We start from the raw sequence: 17388 nt of genomic DNA, 5'->3' as shown, positions 1-17388 counted from the left end.
TTGCTGACGTGCCGAAGCTGAATCAGATCATCGCAGTCGAAAAGGGCGTCAAGTCCAAGTCCCTCCAGGAGCTGACCCAGGCTCACCACGACGTGCAGAAGCCCGCCCTGCTGGCCGGTATCTCGCGGACGTACCAGCCCAAGGACGAGGAGGGCGAGCAGCTGCCGCCCGAGTCCACCCGGGTGCAGGTCAAGGCGGAGGACGTGCTGCGCGCGACGGCCGGGACGCTCACGCGGCTCTTCGACGTGACCGCGACCAAGGACTGGGCGAACCGCAGCGCGGCCGCGGACGTGGTCGTCGACGGCAACGTCCTGCTGGCGCAGGTACCCGTGCCGTATCTGCTCTTCCTGGAGAAGCAGCTCACGGACCTGCACACCTTCGTGCGCAAGCTGCCGGTGCTGGACGCCTCCGAGTCCTGGAACCTGGACCCCTCCACGGACTCCTGGAAGACGGACCCGGTGCGCACGATCCGTACCAAGAAGGTGCCGCGCAACCACGTCAAGGCCGAGGCCACCGAGAAGCACCCGGCCCAGGTCGAGGTGTACTACGAGGACGTGCCGGTCGGATACTGGACGACCGTCAAGTTCTCCGGAGCGCTGCCCGCCCGGCGGGTCAACGAGCTGCTCGACCGCGTCGAGAAGCTCCAGCAGGCCGTGAAGTACGCCCGTGAGGAGGCCAACAGCGCCGAGGTCACCGACCAGCGGGTCGGGGACGCGGTGTTCGGCTACCTGTTCAGGTAGCCCTCAAGAACCCCTCCCGTATGTCTGCGGGAGGTGCGCGAGAGCGCAAGCTGAAACTGATGTTGAAGCTGAAACAGGGGTGTCAGTTGGGGGTTCGAATCCCTCCCCCGGCATTGCGTGCCGGGGTGGCCCAAGCTGGTAGAGGCGGCCCCTTGAATCTCAGATTCTCGCTCCAGTCTCAGTATTCGCCGCCGAACACCGGATCGACCGAGCGCGGACGACCATCGATGGATGGGGGTTCAAGTCCCTCCTGCGCCTCTTGCGTGGCGCGGTAGTTCAAAGGTAGAACACGTCGATCTCAGAATGATCCGCGACTCTTAAACGTGCCGGTGTGCGCAATTGGGTGGCACACAGGAGCCCGGGAGCTGGATATGCTCCCGGGCTCCGTCACGTCCGCCCCGAGGTCACGCGGTCACGCGGTCACACGGGGACGGACACGAAGGTCCTGCCGGACTCGTTCTCGACCAGGACGGCCTTGACGTCGGCCCGGTCCACGGCCGCCGAACCGTCCAGCCCGGCCCCCTTGGCCTCGCCGTTCTCCTGGCTGCCCACGACCCAGCTGCCCGCGGTGGTGCGCTTGCCGTCCTTGGAGACCACGATCAGCCGGCAGCGCTCGCCCTGAGGCACTCCCGTGACCGCCGCGCGCAGCCGTACCCACTTGGTGGCCGGCGTCATCTGAACGGTCATCCGCGCGCCGGTGCCCGCATCGGTCGCGGAGTGCAGCGTGGTCCCCTTCGGCGGGGGCGAAGGGTCCGCCGAAGCGGTCGGCGACGGGGGTGCGGGCAGTGCGACGGGGTCCGGATCGCCCGCGCCCAGCTGCGTACCGGCCCAGAACACGGCGGCCAGCGAAGCGGCCACCGCCAGGCCCGTGAACCCCGCACGACGGCGTGCGGCACCCGCACGCTCGCCCCGCATCTGCCGCAGGGTGCGCTGGAGCAGCAGGTCACCGCCCTGCGGCGGTCCGTCGAGGAACGCCTCCTCGGGCACCTCGCCCAGTGCCGCCTCCATCTCGCGCAACGCGGCCACCTCCTCCCGGCACTGCACGCATCCGCTCATGTGTCCCTCGATCCGGCGGATCTCCTCGTCGTCCAGGACGCCGAGCACGTACGGGCCGAGCAGTTCCTCCTCGTGCCGCTGCCGGTTCATGCCACCACCTCACGCAGTCCGGCCGGCTGCTGGGGCGGCCTGCCCGATCGTTTTCCGTCTCTTGTGCCGCCCTCCCGGAAGCCGTCGTCCCTGAAGACGTCGCGCAGGGCCTTGAGCGCGTAGTGCGAGCGCGACTTGACGGTACCCGCCGGGATACCGAGGGTGTCGGCGGCCTCCGCCACGCTGAGCTGCCGGTAGTACAACTCCTTCAGCACGTCCCGGTGTTCCGGGGACAGCCGGTCGAGGGCCCCCAGCACCGTCATGCTGTCCACCACGGAGTCGGCGTGGTCCGCCTCCACCGGGGGAGCGGCAGCCGAACCGGACACCTCGGGCGGCCGGGCGGCCCTGGCCCGGTACCGGTCGGTGATGATGTTACGGGCCACGGTGAGCAGCCAGCCGCGCACCGAGCCCTTTCCGTTCACGAGTACCTCGGAGTGCCGCCAGGCACGTATCAGGGTCTCCTGCACGACGTCCTCGGCCGCGGCCCGGTCCCCCGTCAGCCGGGTGGCGTACGCGAGCAGGGCGTGGCCGTGCTCCTCGTACACGGACTTGATCAGAGCCTCGTCGGTCGAGCCCCGCCGCGTGCGGGGCCACAGTGGTCCGGCCATCTCACCCTCTCCGTCTTCCTCGCTTGCGTGGTGCGGTCGGAACACGCCGACGGAGCCGATACGGTTCATGTGACCTGCGTCACGTGCGGGGCGGGGGGCTCAAGTCCGGCAGGAGCGGCCCTCGTTGAGGCAGTCGACGACCGCGGTCATCTGTGGCCCGGTCATCGCGTTGACGAACATCGCGTGGTCCGTCCTGGGACTGTGCCGCTGCTCGGGGAAGGAGTCGATCGCCACGGGCACGCCCGCGGGGACCGCGTAGGCGAGGGAGACGCGCAACTCGGGCACCGGGAAGGTGTCGCTGGGGCAGACCCCGTTGCCCCCGGGGAACAGCAGGTGCGAGCGGTGCCCGGCGCTCGCGGTGTCGAGGCCGTTCCAGCAGCTGGGGAAGGTCAGGGTGCGGGTGACGCGGTCGCCGTCCGGGCAGCGCGGATAGCGGGTGGTGGAGCGGTCGGGGGAGCCGGAGCACCCCCAGCGGGCGCGGACGTGGGCGTCGCTGCGCGCGGTACGGGCGACCGCGTCGCCCGTCATCGCGCGCAGGAAGGGCGGCATCGCCACGACCTTGCTCACCGGGTTGCCCCGGAACTCGACCCGGACCGTGGTCTCGGGCACGATCTCGCCGGTGTTGCCGTGCCCCGCGGACCTCTCGTGCGGGCGGGTGCCCGGCCGGTCCAGGCGGCGCAGGACGGGCCAGTAGTACGTCGACCGGTCGCCGCCCGCGCAGCTCGTGGCGGCGGCGGCCAGCGAGTCGTCGGTCGACATCGCGTCGGTGGACAGGTTGCCGACGTAGGAGTGCGTGTGATGGGCGCCGGACCGCAGGCCGGGCGAGACCACCAGGTTGTCCTCGTTGTAGTGCATGCGCTCGTTGCGGCCGCAGTCCACCACCATCGACCCCGGCGATCCGCCGCCGGGGTCGGCGGGCGTGGCCGGAGCGACGGGTGGGGCAGGAGGAACGTCGCGTATGTCCACATAGTCGGAGGCCGCCGGGCCGCCGGCCGTCGCCCCCGCGTGCGGACCGGCGGAGCGCGAGGCACCCACCACCGCGGCGGTCAGCCCACCGGCCAGGACCAGGCAGATGACGAGAGCGAGCAGTCGGCGTTCTTTCCACATGGCGGTCACGGTTACCGGTGGCGACCCCGTCGTCAACCCGCCATCCGCATAACGGTCGCCGCACGCTTTCGTGGGTGCCGACAGGCGCGTCCGGTGACGTGGTGCCGTCCGCCCCGTCAATCCCGGACGGGAGCCCGCAGGATCCGGGCGACGACGGCCTCGGCCTCCCGCGGGTGCTCCTCCAGCCACGCGCCGAGGTGGTCCCCCTCATGGGTGCCGGACCAGGCCAGGGCCACCTCCATGCTCCCCGCCATCCGCGGATCCTCCCCCGCCTGGGCGTCGAGCAGGGCGACGAACTCCCGTACGCCGCCCAGGAACCGCAACCGCGCCCGCTGAGGGCCGTCCGAGGAACGTTCGTCGGTGAGTACGAGGTCCAGTCCGGGGTTGAGGAAGGCCAGCTCCGTCAGCCAGGCCGCGAGCGCGGCGAACCCGTACTCGACGGTGTCGAAGATCTCGGCATCGGGCCGGAAGACGAGGGTGGTTCCGCTCGCGGTCGCCGGCCCCGCGTCGGCGGGCGGGGAGAGCGCGACGCCCCGCGCGAACTCCTGGCGGTCGTGTTGCTCCTTTGCCCCTGAGAACAGTTCGATCAGCAGCGTTTCGCCGCGGGCCCGCCGGGGCCGTGTACGCCCCCTTTCCGGGCGGCTCCGAGGTGCCCGGTTCGACGGATCGCGCCACCGGCCGACCGGGCGGTGGCGGCCCCCGTCGAGGAGTGGCAGGGTCAACGGCTCGGAAGTGACCAGGGTTGTCCGTGGGGCCGCTTGTCCGGCCGGGTGGTGACCGGACACAGTGGGCGCATGACACCAGCCGCGACCCCCGCCGAACTCCTGCGCGCGTTCGCCCGCACCCGCGCCCGACTCGACGGCGGCGAGGTCACGTACTGGTGGACGGGCGACGTCCACTCCTGGGCGCCGGGCGAGCCCTACCGGCGGCTCTTCGGCTTCGAAGGGGTCAACGTCGCGCGCCTCGTGGCGGACCAGGAGGAGGGCGGCCACCGGCTGCTGTCCCGGGAAGCCGCGTTCTATCTGGACCCGGTGACCCGCGAGATCATGGAGACCTGGCAGGACAAGCCCGTCGTCCACGTCTGGAACGACCCCGCCAACCAGAAGTGGCGGCCCTTCCCGGTCCCCGTGACCGATCTGGGCGACCAGATCTGCTTCAGCCTGGAGGTCCCGCTCGCCTACCCCTCGCCGCTGCCGGCCGAGGAGTACCCGGACAACTCGGCGGACGATACCTACCGGGCCCTGGAGCTCTTCCAGTTCTTCGCACCCGCGACGGCCCTCACCACCGACGAGGTGAGCGTCCCGGCGACGATGTCATGGACCCGCATGTCCCCGTGGCTGCCCTGGATGGAACAGGGTGCGCGGCCCGGCGGTCTCACCTTCCACTGCCGCGGCCGCAAGCTCGACGCCTACGCCCAGGTCCCCGAACGCACCCGCGCCTACATCGCCGCCCACCACCCCGAGTTCGCGCACGCGCCGGAGAAGTGGAGCGAACCGAACGAGACGAGCTGGACGTACTTCCGCAGGCTCCACCCGGCGGCCCACGACGAGTCCTGACCCGGCCGCGCCCCACCTCCTGGGCGCACGATGTCCGCCGGCGAACCCCCGGCGGGGCCGCCGTACGCCCTCCCGCCCCGCCCTCGCCGTGGCGCGGGAAAGGCCTGATCACACCCCCTGCCGAGGGGCTCCCGGGGGGAGTCGCGGGGGGCGGACAAGGGTTTTCCCCGTATCGAGTTCATCCCCGCGTTGCCTACTGTCTGCCCACCGGCGATCTTCCCCAGGCCGGGTGGTACACACTCCAACCCCACATGGCGTGTAGGCCTCCCACCGGGGGAAGCGACCCGGGACCGCCGTTGCCCCTGCCTCGCCGTTGCGGCCGGGACAACGTGGCGTGCGGCGGCAGCCGGGGCGAGACCGACCAACTCGCTCCCGGCCCCGCAGCCGCCGGAACCACCCCCACACTGCACCGACCGGCCGCTCCGGCCTGCCCGGAAACGGCCCTCGAAAGGGATCACGTGCACGCAACGAGACGCAGGCTCATATCCGTGGTGGCCATGTCCGTCACCCTGCTCGCCGGCTCCGCGACCGCCTCCGTGGCCGTCGCGGTGGAGAACCCCGCCACGGCCCCCGCCGCCACGGTCGCCGCCACGGCGCCTGTCGAGAACCTGATCGTCGGATACAAGTCCTCCGCCACGGAGGCCAGCTCCAACACCGCCGCCGCCGACGACGCCGCCGCCAAGGGGAAGAAGGCCGGCAAGAAGGCGAAGTTCGACCGCCGCCTGGGCACCGGTGCCGCGCTGGTCAACCTCGGCGGGACCGTCGCGCCGGCCGAGGCCGCCGACGTGATGGCGCAGTTCCGCGCCGACCCGGACGTCGCCTACGTCGAGCCCGACACCCGTGCCTACGCCACGGCCGTGACCCCGAACGACACCGAGTACGCCAAGCAGTGGGACCTCTTCGAGCCCACCGCCGGCATGAACGTTCCCGCGGCCTGGGACAAGACCACCGGCTCCGGCGTCACCGTCGCCGTGATCGACACCGGCTACGTCGCCCACTCGGACCTCGCGGCGAACACCGTCGCCGGCTACGACTTCATCAGCAGCGCCACCTACGCCCGTGACGGCGGCGGCCGCGACAGCAACCCCGCCGACGAGGGCGACTGGAACGCCACCGACGGCGAGTGCGGCGTCAACTCCAAGGCCAGCAACTCGTCCTGGCACGGCACCCACGTCGCCGGCACCATCGCCGCGTCCACGAACAACTCCAAGGGCGTCGCCGGCATCGCCTACGGCGCGAAGGTCCAGCACGTCCGCGTGCTCGGCAAGTGCGGCGGTTCCACCTCGGACATCGTCGACGCCATCACCTGGGCGTCCGGCGGCTCCGTGGCCGGCGTCCCGGCCAACGCCACCCCGGCCAAGGTCATCAACATGAGCCTCGGCGGCCCCGGCGCCTGCGGCACCAGCTACCAGAACGCGATCAACGCGGCCGTCGCCCGCGGCACGACCGTGGTCGTCGCCGCCGGTAACAGCAACTCCGACGCGGCCGGCTTCTCGCCCGCCAGCTGCAACAACGTGATCAACGTGGCCGCCAGCAACCGCGCCGGCGACCGCTCGTACTACTCCAACTACGGCGCGATCATCGACATCGCCGCCCCGGGCGGTGAGACCCGCCGCGCCACCGACACGCCCGGCACCGTCACCACCCCCGAGAACGCGATCCTCTCCACCCTGAACGCGGGCACCACCACCCCGGGCGCCGAGATCTACAAGCCCTACCAGGGCACCAGCATGGCCGCCCCGCACGTCGCGGGCCTCGCCGCGCTGATGAAGTCGGCGAACTCCGCGCTGACCCCGGCCCAGATCGAGGCGGCGATCAAGAACAACGCCCGCCCGCTCGCCGGCACCTGCACCGGCGGCTGCGGCACCGGTCTCGCCGACGCGGCCGCGGCCGTCGCCGCCGTGACCTCGACCCAGCCGGCCGGCAAGTACTTCGAGAACACCGCGGACGTCGCCATCGGTGACAACACCACCGTGGAGAGCCCCATCGCCGTCAGCGGCGTGACCGGCAACGCCCCGGCCACCCTCAAGGTCGGCGTGAACATCGCCCACACCTACATCGGTGACCTCAAGGTCGACCTGATCGCCCCGGACGGCTCCGTCTACACGGTCCACAACCGCTCCGGCAGCAGCACCGACAACATCAACCAGGTCTACACCGTCAACGCCTCCTCCGAGGTCGCGAACGGCACCTGGAAGCTCCGGGTCAACGACAACGCCGGCGGCGACACCGGCAAGATCGACTCCTGGAATCTCACCTTCTGAGACGGTTCCCACCGACTCGGGGTCCGGTACCAACTCCGCCTGACGGAGCGATAGTACGGACCAAGCGAATCCCCGGGCCTGCCGATACTTCGGGTATCGGCAGGTCCGCCGGGTTTTCTGCGTCGAGTGACTGAATTCTGCGTCACAATCCGGGTCCACCTGCCGTCCGACCTCGTATTCTCGCCTCTCACAGGAAGGGCACAGGAGCTGGGGACCGGAAGGCTGGTGGCTGTGCGTGGCGGCGACGGGGCACGCTGACACACGTGTCGGACACGGAGAACTGATCAAGGCGGTCGACCGCGCGCTGACCACGCACGGCCGGGCGCTCCTGACCGGACCCGCCGGCGCGGGCAAGACCGAAGTGGTCCGCGCCGTCGCGGCCGCGGCCGCGGCACGCCACGAGAGCGTTCTCCGCCTCACTCCCGAAGCCGCCGACCAATGGATACCCGAGGCCTCGGCCGCGGCCCTCCTGGCCTCCGTGCCCGCGGCCGCCCTGGACCAGCTCTCCGGCCCCCAGCGCACCGCCATCGCGCTCCTGCGCCGGGAGGCCGACGCTCCCGGCGTCGGCCGCGACCACGTCGCCCTGCGCCTGGCCGTCGTCGAGGTGCTCCGCACCCTCGCCGCACGCCGGCCCGTCCTCCTCGTCATCGACAACGCCCAGTGGCTCGACGCCGAGAGCACCGACCTGCTCCGCTTCGCCCTGCGCCTCACCCCGCCCCTCGTACGCGTCCTGGTCGCCGAACGCGTCCAGGGCGGAACCCCGGTCGGCGAACCCCTCTGCGGCCCCGGTGTCCCCGCCGTACGGGTGCCCCCGCTCGGCGCCGACGAGGTCGCCGAACTCCTCCTGCGCCACGGCCTCCCCGCCCGCCTCGCCGGCCGCATCCACCAGGCCAGCGGCGGCAACCCGCGCCTCGCCCTCGCCCTCGGCCACTCCCTCGCCGAAGCCGCCGAGGCCCGCGACTCCAGCGCCCACCACGCCGACCCCCTGCCCGTCTCCGGACAGGCGCGCGAGGTCGCCCGCCGCCTCCTCGCCGGAGCCCCCGCCCAGGCCCGGCGGACCCTGCTGCTGGCAGCCCTCGCCTCCCGCCCCACCATCTCCCTGCTGCGGCGGGCCGGCCGCCCCGACGCCGAGGCCGAGCTGGCCGAAGCGGAACGGGCCGCGCTGGTCAGGGTCGGCGAGGACGGCACCGTCGAGTTCACCGCCGGCGCCCTGCCCACCGCCCTCGCCGCCGACGCGGGCTGGCCCGAACGCGCCGCCGGGCACGCGGCGCTGGCCGCCGCCGTCGACGACCCGGTCCAGGCCGTACGCCACCGCGCGCTCGCCGTCGACACCCCCGACCAGTGGCTCGCCGCGGAGATCACCGAGGCCGCCGCGGTCTGCCGCAGCCGCGGCCAGCGCGCCCTCGCCGCCGAACTGGGCCTGCTCGCCGCCGAACGCACCCCGTCCTCGCTGGCCGGGGAGGAACTGGCCCGCCTGGTCACCGCCGCCGAGGACGCCGGCTGGGCCGGCCGCGCCGACCTCGCACGCCGCGCCACCCGGGCCGTCCTGGCCCGCGACTCCTCGCCCGCCGACCGGGTACGCGCCCGGCTCGCCGTGATCGACGCCGCGGGCCAGGCCCTCGGCACGCTCGACGAGACCTTCGCGTACGCCATGGACGAGGCCGCCGGGGACCCCGCCCTGCAGGCCGCCGTCCAGCTGCGGATCGCCTGGAAGCACAACCTCAGCGACGGCGACCCCGTCCGGTCCCGTGACGCCGCCGCCGAGGCCGGCGCCCTCGCCGCGCGGGGCGGCGACCAGACCGCCGAGGCCATGGCCCTGACCGTACGGGCCCGCATGGGCCGCATCCTCGGCGACGCGGGAGCCGAGGAGATCCTCGCCGAGGCGCTGGACCTCCCCGCGCCCGAGGTTCCGCTCGGCATGCGCAACGCCCCGCAGTACCTCGCCGTCCGGCACGCCCTGTTCGACGACCGGCTCGACGACGCCCGCCGCCAGCTGATGGTGCTGCTGCCGGCCGTCCGGCGCACCGGTTCCGCAGAGGACGTCTTCGAGGTCCTGCGCAGCCTCACCGAGGTCGAACTGCGCAGCGGCCGCTGCGAAGCGGCCTCGGCGCACGCCCGGCGGGCCCTGGAACTGACCATCGAGGCGGGCCTCTCGCCCGGCCCCGCCTGGTACGTGGCGGCCATGGCCGAGACCATGGGCGGCAGCTTCGCGCGGGCCGAGAGTTACGCGCGCCGCGGTATCCAGGCCTCCCAGGAGGAGCAGGACCAGGTCTTCCTCTCCCGCAGCCTGCACGCACTCGGGCTGATCGAACTGGCCACGGGGGAGGCCGCGAAAGCGGTCGCGACCCTGCGCCAGGTCGCCGAACTGGAGGCCGCCCAGCAGGTGGTGGACCCGTCGATCCTGCGCTGGCACGGGGAGCTCGCCGAGGCCCTGATCGCCGCCGACGCGCCCGGCGAGGCGGCCGAACTGATCGGCCCCGTCCGTGACGTCGCCCTCGGGCTCGGCCGTACCGGCGTCGTCGCCGCCCTCGACCGGGCCGCCGCCCTCTGCCTGTCCGCGCAGGGCGACGCGGACGCCGCCGTCCGCCTGCTGGAGGACACGGCGCAGCGCTTCGAAGTGCTCCGGCTGCCGCTGGAGCGGGGCCGTACGCTGCTCGCCCTCGCCCGGGTGGAGCGCCGCCGCCGGCGCCGGGCACCGGCCCGCGCGGCGCTCCGGGCCGCGGCCGAGGTCTTCGAGCGGGCCGGGGCCGGCCCGTGGACCGAACTCGCCCGGGAACCGGCCCCCGGTGACGCGGCGGGCGGCGCCCTGGCCTCCCCGGCCGCGGCCCTCACCGAGGCCGAGACCCGCCTCGCGCTGCTCGTCAGCCAGGGCGCCAGCAACCAGGAGGCCGCGGCGAAGCTGTTCCTCAGCGTCAAGACCGTCGAGGCCCGGCTGACCCGTATCTACCAGAAGCTCGACGTACGTTCACGGGCCCAGCTGGCCACCGCGCTGCGCACGCGGTGACCGCCGAGGACTCCGGGTCAGCAGCTCAGGTTGTTGCCCGGGGTGACGCCCAGCAGCTGCGTGAAGCTCTGGTACTTCGAGATCCGGCTCTGGACCTGGGCCGGGTTGCCGCCGTTGCACTCCAGGGCGCCGTTGATGGAGCGGATGGTCTCGCCGAAACCGGCGCCGCCCACCATGGCGGCGTGGGCGGTCATGGTGCCCGGGCCGTTCTGGGTGTTCCAGTACCAGAGCGCGGTCTTCATCGCGACGGCCGGATCCTGCTCCACCAGGTAGGGGTTGGCGAGGAGGTTGATGCCGAGGGCGTCACCGGCCGCCTTGTAGTTGAAGTTCCAGCTGAGCTGGATGGGCCCGCGGCCGTAGTAGGCGGCCTGCCCGGCCGGACAGCCGTAGGGCTGGGTCGCGTCGCAGTAGTGGGGGTAGTTGGCTGTGTTCTGCTCCACGATGTGGACGAGTCCGCCGGTTTCGTGGGAGACGTTGGCGAGGAAGGCGGCGGCCTCGCGCCGCTTCACCGTGTCGTCGCCGGTCTTCGCGAAGCCCGGGTACGCGGACAGCGCGGAGACCAGGCCGTTGTACGTGTAGAAGGGGTTCCGGTTCGGGAACATCTGGTTGAACTGGGCCTCGGAGACCACGAAACCGGACGGGTCGGGATCCGGGTCCTGACCGCCACCGCCGCCGCAGACGCCCTGGTCCGCCCAGACGCCCCACTGGCCGGTGGTGCCGGGCGTCTCGCCCTGCGTCCACCACTTGGCCTGCCAGTTGCGGCCGCCGTGGGAGGCGCTCATGCCGTTCGTGTAGACGGCGGAGGAGGCCCAGGGGGAGGCGCAGGGGGCCGCGGCGGAGGCGGGGGAGGAGGGGAGGGCGATGGCGAGACCGGCCGTGACGGCCGCGGCGGCGACCAGGCCGAGGGCGCGGCGGCGAAGCGCACGTATCACGTAACTGCTCCTTCAGTGGGGGGAATTGCCGTGGGGACAACAGCGCCCACTGAAACGGAATGGTCTGAACCTGTCAAGGTCTAGACCAAAGGAAAGCGCCGGTGCCACGCGTGACGCGTGACACCGGCGCGGAAGAACCGATCAGCTGCCGGCGGAGAGGTTGCCGGAGAGAACCGGGATGTTGCTGGCGATGTGCGACAGGGACTCGTCACCCTTGGCCTGGGTGGAGTTCTCCGCGCACTGCTGGTTCTGCGGGTTGGACAGGACGTTGACGTCCTGGACGCCGATGTTGGCGAGAACCGCGAGCAGGGACTGGGCGTTGACCTTGGCCGGCAGGCCGACGCAGAGCTTGTTGAGGGAGCCCTGGATTGCGCCGAGCTGCGGGCTCTGGTCGCCGCGGGTCTCCTGGTTGCCGTAGATCTGCGCCGCGTCGTTGCCGTTCACGGTGTTGACGCCGTTGTCGTTGCCGATCGCCATGGCGGGCGAGGCGGCGGCGGCACCGGCGCCGAGTACGGCGGCGGTGGCGGCGGCGGTGGCCATGAACTTCTTGAGCATCTGGGGGATCCTTAGGTCGCACTGTCGCATGAGATAGCTGCCCACGGCGGGACGCGCTGATCAACTGCCGACGGTGCCCGGGGTTATGCCCCCTCACCCGAGTGGCCCAATGGGCCGCCGTTGCGGACCCCCGGTCCGCCGCGGTGGCGGCGGGCCGGGGGCCGGGTGGCCGGTGGGTCAGCCGCTCTTGCGGCGGACCTTCTTGTTCTTGCCGCTCGCGGCGCTGCTGGCGCCCTGGACCTTGGCCCGGTTCTGGTGGGACTGCTGTGCGTGGGCCTTCGCGGCGTTGCGCTCCAGGGCCTCCCGGAAGCGGCGTTTGGCGGCGTCGGCCGGGGACTCGTCCTGCGGGGTGCCTGCTTCGTCAGCCATTCGTCCTCCTGGAGTGATCAAGCGGCTCCAGTCTGACAGTCGCCGCACGCGCTGACCAGCGACTTCCTGGATGCCCCAAGGGAGGCTTGGGGAGGTCATAAGATTCGATTATGGGGTCATAAAGCGACACCGGGTGCTGGGTTAGGTTTACCTTCGTTTAGGGTTCCCTTTGATCCACCTTGCTCCGCCTTGCCGTCGCTCGAAGGGAACCTCTGCCATGCCTCGCCCTCTGCGGGTAGCAATCGTCGGTGCCGGCCCGGCCGGCATCTATGCCGCCGACGCGCTGCTGAAGTCCGAGGCCGCCGTCGATCCCGGTGTGTCCATAGACATCTTCGAGCGCATGCCCGCGCCCTTCGGCCTGATCCGCTACGGCGTCGCCCCGGACCACCCGCGCATCAAGGGCATCATCACCGCCCTGCACCAGGTGCTCGACAAGCCGCAGGTCCGCCTCTTCGGCAACGTCGACTACCCGGGCGACATCAGCCTCGACGAGCTGCGGTCCTTCTACGACGCCGTGATCTTCTCGACCGGCGCCACGGCCGACCGCGCGCTGGACATCCCCGGCGTCGACCTCGACGGCTCCTACGGCGCCGCCGACTTCGTCTCCTGGTACGACGGCCACCCGGACGTGCCGCGGACCTGGCCGCTCGAGGCCGAGAAGGTCGCCGTACTGGGCGTCGGCAATGTGGCCCTCGACGTCGCGCGCATCCTCGCGAAGACGGCCGACGAACTGCTGCCCACCGAGATCCCGGCCAACGTCTACGACGGCCTCAAGGCCAACAAGGCCCTCGAGGTGCACGTCTTCGGGCGCCGCGGCCCGGCCCAGGCCAAGTTCAGCCCGATGGAGCTGCGCGAGCTGGACCACTCGCCCAACATCGAGGTCATCGTCAACCCCGAGGACATCGACTACGACGACGGCTCGATCGCCGAGCGGCGCGGGAACAAGCAGACCGACATGGTCGCCAAGACCCTGGAGAACTGGGCGATCCGCGACATCGGCGAGCGGCAGCACAAGCTGTACCTGCACTTCTTCGAGTCGCCCTCGGAGATCCTCGGCGAGGACGGCAAGGTCGTCGGGCTGCGCACCGAGCGCACCGAGCTCGACGGCACCGGCAACGTCAAGGGCACGGGCCGGTTCACCGACTGGGACGTCCAGTCCGTCTACCGTGCGGTCGGCTACCTCTCCGACGAGCTGCCCAAGCTCCCCTGGGACGTGGCGACGGGTACCGTCCCGGACGAGGGCGGCCGCGTGATCGACGCGGGCGGCCACATGCAGTCGACGTACGTGACCGGCTGGATCCGCCGCGGCCCGATCGGCCTCATCGGCCACACCAAGGGCGACGCGAACGAGACCGTCGCGAACCTGCTCGCCGACCACGCCGAGGGCCGCCTGGGCACGCCGGCCTCGCCGGAGCCGGAAGCGGTCGAGGCCTTCCTCGCCGGGCGCAGTGTGCGCTACACGACGTGGGAGGGCTGGTACCGGCTGGACGCCGCGGAGAAGGCCCTCGGCGAGCCCCAGGGCCGCGCGCGCGTGAAGATCGTGGAGCGCGAGGAGATGCTCGACGCGAGCGGAGCCTGAGCTCGGCGGGGGGCCGGGACCCGGACGGGTCCCGGCCCCCCGCGCATGCGGCGCCCCCGGCGTCCCTGTCCGGGGACCGGCCGCTGCGGGGGCGGAATGCCGCGCCGCCGAAGGGAGTTGGACACGAGCACGACACCGACCCCGCAGGCACTGGAGGGCTCATGAAGATCGGCATCATCGGAGCGGGCAACATCGGCGGCAACCTCACCCGCCGGCTCACCGCCCTCGGACACGAGGTCGCGGTGGCCAACTCACGGGGACCCGAGACCCTGACCGCGCTCGCGCAGGAGACCGGCGCCACCCCCGTCACCGTGGACCGGGCGGCGCAGGGCGCCGAGATCGTCGTCGTGGCCATTCCGTTCAAGAACGTGCCGGACCTGCCCGAAGGGCTCTTCGACGGTGCCGCACCGGGCGTCGCCGTCATCGACACCGGCAACTACTACCCGCGCCGGCGCGACGGCCGGATCGCCGGCGTGGAGGACGAGGGCCTGACCGAGAGCCGCTGGACCGAGCGGCAGCTCGGACGTCCCGTGATCAAGGCCTTCAACGGCACCTACGCCGAGGACATCCTCGACCGCCACCGCCCGGCCGGTGCCGCCGACCGGATCGCGCTGCCCGTCGCGGGTGACGACGAGGCGGCGAAGAAGGCCGTACGCGACCTCATCGAGGAACTCGGCTTCGACACGGTCGACTCGGGCGGCCTCGACGACTCCTGGCGGCAGCAGCCCGACACCCCCGTCTACGGGCTCCGGGAGGGAATCGAAGGGGTCACCCGGGCCCTCGCCGAAGCCTCCCCGGTCCGCCCGGAGGCCTTCCGCGGCTGACGGCCGCGGGAACGGCAGGCCGTGCGCCTGCGTCTGTGCGGTCATACGGCCGGGCCGGACCGGACGGCCGGACGACGGCGAAAGGGCGGGGCTGTGCGGGAACGCAGAGGGGCGGGAGCGGCGCTGGTGGCCGTCGCGGCAGGGGTGCCGCTGCTCGTGGCGGCGACCGTCATGGCGGTCGTGTTCACCGGGACCGGTGTCGTGGGGCGCAGCCCGCTGCACCGAACGGTGGACCAGTACCTCGACGCGGTGGGCGGCGGCGGTCCCGCGCCGGCCGCCGGCCCGGGCAGCGGGTGCCCCGGCGGCGCCCCGGACCCCGCGGACGCCCTGCACGGCCTCGCGCCCCGCTTCGGGCACCACATCGTGTCGTCCACCGAGAGCGGCGACAGCGCCGCCGTCAATGTGGACCTCACCCCGGCCGGCGGCGACCCGGTCGCGGTGCTCCTGGAACTGCGCCGGACCGGGGACCGCTGGGACGTGTGCACGGCCTCGACGGGCCGGGCCGCGATCGACCCGTTCTGAGTGCCGAGTTCCGAGTACCGCGCGTTCCGTTCGGCCGGGCCGGACCCGCGGGGTGCTCAGGTTTCCCGGCCCCGCTCCAGCACGCCGCGGACGTAGGCCGCTTGGCCGGCGTGCTGGAGGTCGTCGGCGATCACACTGACCAGGCGCACGCCGAGGGTGACCGGAGGGTCCCAGCGCTCGTCGACCACCCGGTCCAGGTCGGCGGCCGTGAGCCCGCGGACGAAGGCCAGGGTCCGCTCGTGCACCGCGTCGAAGTAGCCCAGCAGCAGCTCGCCCGAGTCGACCCGGACCGTGCCCGCCTGCCGCGCGGAGTGGCCGTAGCCGGTCGACGCGGCGGGCAGCGGGAGGCCGAACCGGTCCGCCCAGCCGCCGGTCCGCCACACCTGTTCGCGTGCCGCCGCGGCCGCGAGGTGGTCGTCCTGGATCCGGGTGAGGTGCCAGACCAGCCAGGTGATCGAGTTCGCCGCGGGGTCGACCCGGGCGTCCAGCAGCTCCACCGCCAGCCCGTCCACGGCCTCGTGCACGACCTCCCGGATCCGACCGAACCCGTCCGCGATGACGTCCGTAGCCTTCATGGACCCACCATGCAAGGCCCGGCGGCCCGCCCTGAGCGAACGACACGCAGGGGCGGGCCGCCGGACCGGCGGTCGCCGGGTCAGCCGGCGGCGTCGGCCCTCACGGGTTCGGCGCTCGCGGCCGGTCCGGCCGCGGCGGGCCGCGCGGGGGCCGCGGCGGGCCGGTGGCCGGCGCGCAGGCCGAACCGTCCGATCAGCGCGACGAGGGCGAAGGCGGCGGCCCCGATCGCGAACGTGAGGGTGAACCCGGACTCGGCGGGCAGCGGCGGCACCCCTGCGGGCAGGTGCTCGATGGTCCGGGACGCGAGGATCGTCGTGACGACGGCACTGCCGATCGCGCTGCCCGTCGAGCGGGAGATGGAGTTGATGCCGTTGGCGATGCCGCTCTGGTGCGGCGGGACGCTGGACATGATCACGGCGGGCATGGCGGCATAGCCGAAGCTGACGGCCGCGCCGACGACCACGCCGGCGCCGATCACCGAGAAGGCGTGGCTGTGGTCCACGACGAGCCAGGCGAAGCCGCCCGTGCCCAGTGCGGCGGCCACGCCCAGGGCCGCGCGCGGCCCGCGGTGGCGCACGATCCGGCCGCCGAGGGGCGAGGCCAGCAGCGAGACGACCGCGCTGGGCAGCAGGAACTGCACGGAGGCGCGCAGGATCGACGCGTCGAAGCCGTAGCCGGTGAGCGCCTCGGGCATCTGCACGAGGTACGAGACGCCGAGGAAGCTCGCGAACATGCCGAAGCCGACGAGAAGGCCGGCCAGGTTGGCCATGAGCACCGGGCGGTGCACGAACATCTTCATGTCGACCAGGGGTTCGCGGACCTTGAGCTCGGTCACCACCCACACGGCGGCCATGACGGCGGCGCCGGCGAAGCTGCCCAGCGTACGGCCGGAGGTCCAGCCCCACTCCTGGCCCTGCGAGATCGCCAGCAGGAGCAGCAGCAGTGCGGCGCCGAGGGTCAGGGCGCCGAGGAAGTCGGTGCGCCCACCCGTCCTGGTGCGGGTGGCGGGCACCAGCACCAGGACCGCGAGCAGGGCGAGGACCGCGAGGCCGGTGGCCATCCAGAAGGCGTCGCGGTAGTCCGCGCCGGGTCCGGAGGTGAGCAGGCCGGTGGCGACGAGCGCGAGGCCGCTGCCGAACGCGAGCGTGCCGCTGACCAGTGCCATCGCGCCGGGCAGCTTCTGCGGGCGGATCTCTTCGCGCAGTACCGAGAGAGCGAGCGGGAAGATCGCGGTGGCGGCGCCCTGCAGGACGCGGCCCAGGATCAGCAGCGGGAGCGAGGAGGCCAGCGCCGTCAGGACGGAGCCGGCGACCATCACGCCGAGGACGGCCACCAGGGTGGGCTTCTTGCCGTGCTGGTCGCCGAACCGGCCGAGGAGCGGCGTGAAGACCGCTGCCGACAGCAGGGTGGCGGTGGTCACCCAGCTGACGTCGGCGGTCGAGACGCCGAGGTCGTCACGGATCAGGCCGAGGATGGGGACCGGCAGGGTCTGCATCATCGACACGACCATCGCTGCGAGGCTCAGGGCGAGGACGACGACCGTCTCGTTCCGCTGCCCGGGGGCCGGGGCTGCGGGGGATGGGGTGCTCATAGCTGCGGGGACCTT

The 17388-nt window shown here is 72.6% G+C and carries 16 protein-coding genes; 7 read left to right on the top strand and 9 right to left on the bottom strand.

Going from position 1 to position 17388, the window contains the following annotated elements; all coding sequences use genetic code 11:
- Positions 1-8 precede the first annotated feature (8 nt).
- On the top strand, positions 9-740 hold the full coding sequence (locus NRK68_RS02965; protein ID WP_030848455.1) for a DUF7873 family protein: 732 nt from the start codon (positions 9-11) through the stop codon (positions 738-740).
- 420 nt (positions 741-1160) lie between these two features.
- Here the strand turns inward: NRK68_RS02965 and NRK68_RS02960 are convergent, their stop codons facing one another.
- The 4 genes from NRK68_RS02960 to NRK68_RS02945 all read right to left on the bottom strand — a co-directional run bounded on the left by NRK68_RS02960 (position 1161) and on the right by NRK68_RS02945 (position 4323).
- Positions 1161-1886 (bottom strand): anti-sigma factor, encoded by a 726-nt coding sequence (locus tag NRK68_RS02960; RefSeq protein ID WP_183065880.1) that lies wholly within the window; start codon positions 1884-1886, stop codon positions 1161-1163.
- Complete coding sequence (locus tag NRK68_RS02955) at positions 1883-2494, bottom strand: sigma-70 family RNA polymerase sigma factor (protein ID WP_183065881.1); 612 nt, start codon at positions 2492-2494, stop codon at positions 1883-1885. The genes NRK68_RS02960 and NRK68_RS02955 overlap by 4 nt, the downstream gene beginning before the upstream one ends.
- Before the next feature lie 99 nt (positions 2495-2593).
- The gene (locus tag NRK68_RS02950) at positions 2594-3601 is read right to left on the bottom strand and encodes a DUF1996 domain-containing protein (protein WP_183065882.1); all 1008 of its coding nucleotides are present in this window, start codon (positions 3599-3601) and stop codon (positions 2594-2596) included.
- 116 nt (positions 3602-3717) lie between these two features.
- Entirely contained in the window at positions 3718-4323 is a 606-nt protein-coding gene (locus tag NRK68_RS02945; protein ID WP_257854799.1) for a DNA topoisomerase subunit B, read from the bottom strand.
- A gap of 72 nt (positions 4324-4395) precedes the next feature.
- On the opposite strand from NRK68_RS02945, the gene NRK68_RS02940 reads away from it, so the two are divergent.
- From NRK68_RS02940 to NRK68_RS02930, 3 genes are all read left to right on the top strand, one after another.
- Positions 4396-5157: a DUF1838 family protein gene (locus NRK68_RS02940; protein ID WP_257854798.1), complete on the top strand. Its 762-nt coding sequence runs from the start codon at positions 4396-4398 to the stop codon at positions 5155-5157.
- Between the two features lie 497 nt (positions 5158-5654).
- Complete coding sequence (locus tag NRK68_RS02935; protein ID WP_183066243.1) at positions 5655-7421, top strand: S8 family peptidase; 1767 nt, start codon at positions 5655-5657, stop codon at positions 7419-7421.
- Between the two features lie 235 nt (positions 7422-7656).
- Positions 7657-10425, top strand: coding sequence for a helix-turn-helix transcriptional regulator (locus NRK68_RS02930; RefSeq protein ID WP_257854797.1), 2769 nt, complete (start codon positions 7657-7659; stop codon positions 10423-10425).
- Between the two features lie 17 nt (positions 10426-10442).
- Here NRK68_RS02930 and NRK68_RS02925 read toward each other — a convergent pair whose 3' ends face one another.
- From NRK68_RS02925 to NRK68_RS02915, 3 genes are all read right to left on the bottom strand, one after another.
- A complete protein-coding gene (locus tag NRK68_RS02925) occupies positions 10443-11357 on the bottom strand; it encodes a glycoside hydrolase family 19 protein (protein ID WP_183065886.1) in 915 nt (304 codons plus the stop codon).
- Positions 11358-11498: 141 nt separating this feature from the next.
- A complete protein-coding gene (locus NRK68_RS02920) occupies positions 11499-11912 on the bottom strand; it encodes a rodlin (RefSeq protein WP_183065887.1) in 414 nt (137 codons plus the stop codon).
- A gap of 177 nt (positions 11913-12089) precedes the next feature.
- On the bottom strand, positions 12090-12281 hold the full coding sequence (locus NRK68_RS02915; RefSeq protein ID WP_183065888.1) for a DUF5302 domain-containing protein: 192 nt from the start codon (positions 12279-12281) through the stop codon (positions 12090-12092).
- A 217-nt stretch (positions 12282-12498) separates the two neighbouring features.
- On the opposite strand from NRK68_RS02915, the gene NRK68_RS02910 reads away from it, so the two are divergent.
- The 3 genes from NRK68_RS02910 to NRK68_RS02900 all read left to right on the top strand — a co-directional run bounded on the left by NRK68_RS02910 (position 12499) and on the right by NRK68_RS02900 (position 15206).
- Entirely contained in the window at positions 12499-13860 is a 1362-nt protein-coding gene (locus NRK68_RS02910) for an FAD-dependent oxidoreductase (protein WP_257854794.1), read from the top strand.
- Positions 13861-14021: 161 nt separating this feature from the next.
- Positions 14022-14684 (top strand): NADPH-dependent F420 reductase, encoded by a 663-nt coding sequence (locus NRK68_RS02905; protein WP_373023455.1) that lies wholly within the window; start codon positions 14022-14024, stop codon positions 14682-14684.
- A gap of 93 nt (positions 14685-14777) precedes the next feature.
- Positions 14778-15206 carry a hypothetical protein gene (locus NRK68_RS02900; RefSeq protein WP_257854792.1) on the top strand — a complete coding sequence of 143 codons (429 nt, stop codon included), beginning with the start codon at positions 14778-14780 and terminating at the stop codon, positions 15204-15206.
- 56 nt (positions 15207-15262) lie between these two features.
- Here NRK68_RS02900 and NRK68_RS02895 read toward each other — a convergent pair whose 3' ends face one another.
- Both NRK68_RS02895 and NRK68_RS02890 read right to left on the bottom strand, forming a co-directional pair.
- On the bottom strand, positions 15263-15781 hold the full coding sequence (locus NRK68_RS02895; protein ID WP_257854791.1) for a mycothiol transferase: 519 nt from the start codon (positions 15779-15781) through the stop codon (positions 15263-15265).
- A gap of 80 nt (positions 15782-15861) precedes the next feature.
- Complete coding sequence (locus NRK68_RS02890; RefSeq protein ID WP_257854789.1) at positions 15862-17373, bottom strand: MFS transporter; 1512 nt, start codon at positions 17371-17373, stop codon at positions 15862-15864.
- Between the last annotated feature and the right edge of the window lie 15 nt (positions 17374-17388).

The sequence above is a fragment of the Streptomyces yangpuensis genome (assembly GCF_024666385.1).
Classification (GTDB): domain Bacteria; phylum Actinomycetota; class Actinomycetes; order Streptomycetales; family Streptomycetaceae; genus Streptomyces; species Streptomyces yangpuensis.
The sequence above is the reverse complement of the archived record's forward strand: the minus strand, read 5'-3'. Positions and strand labels throughout refer to the sequence as shown.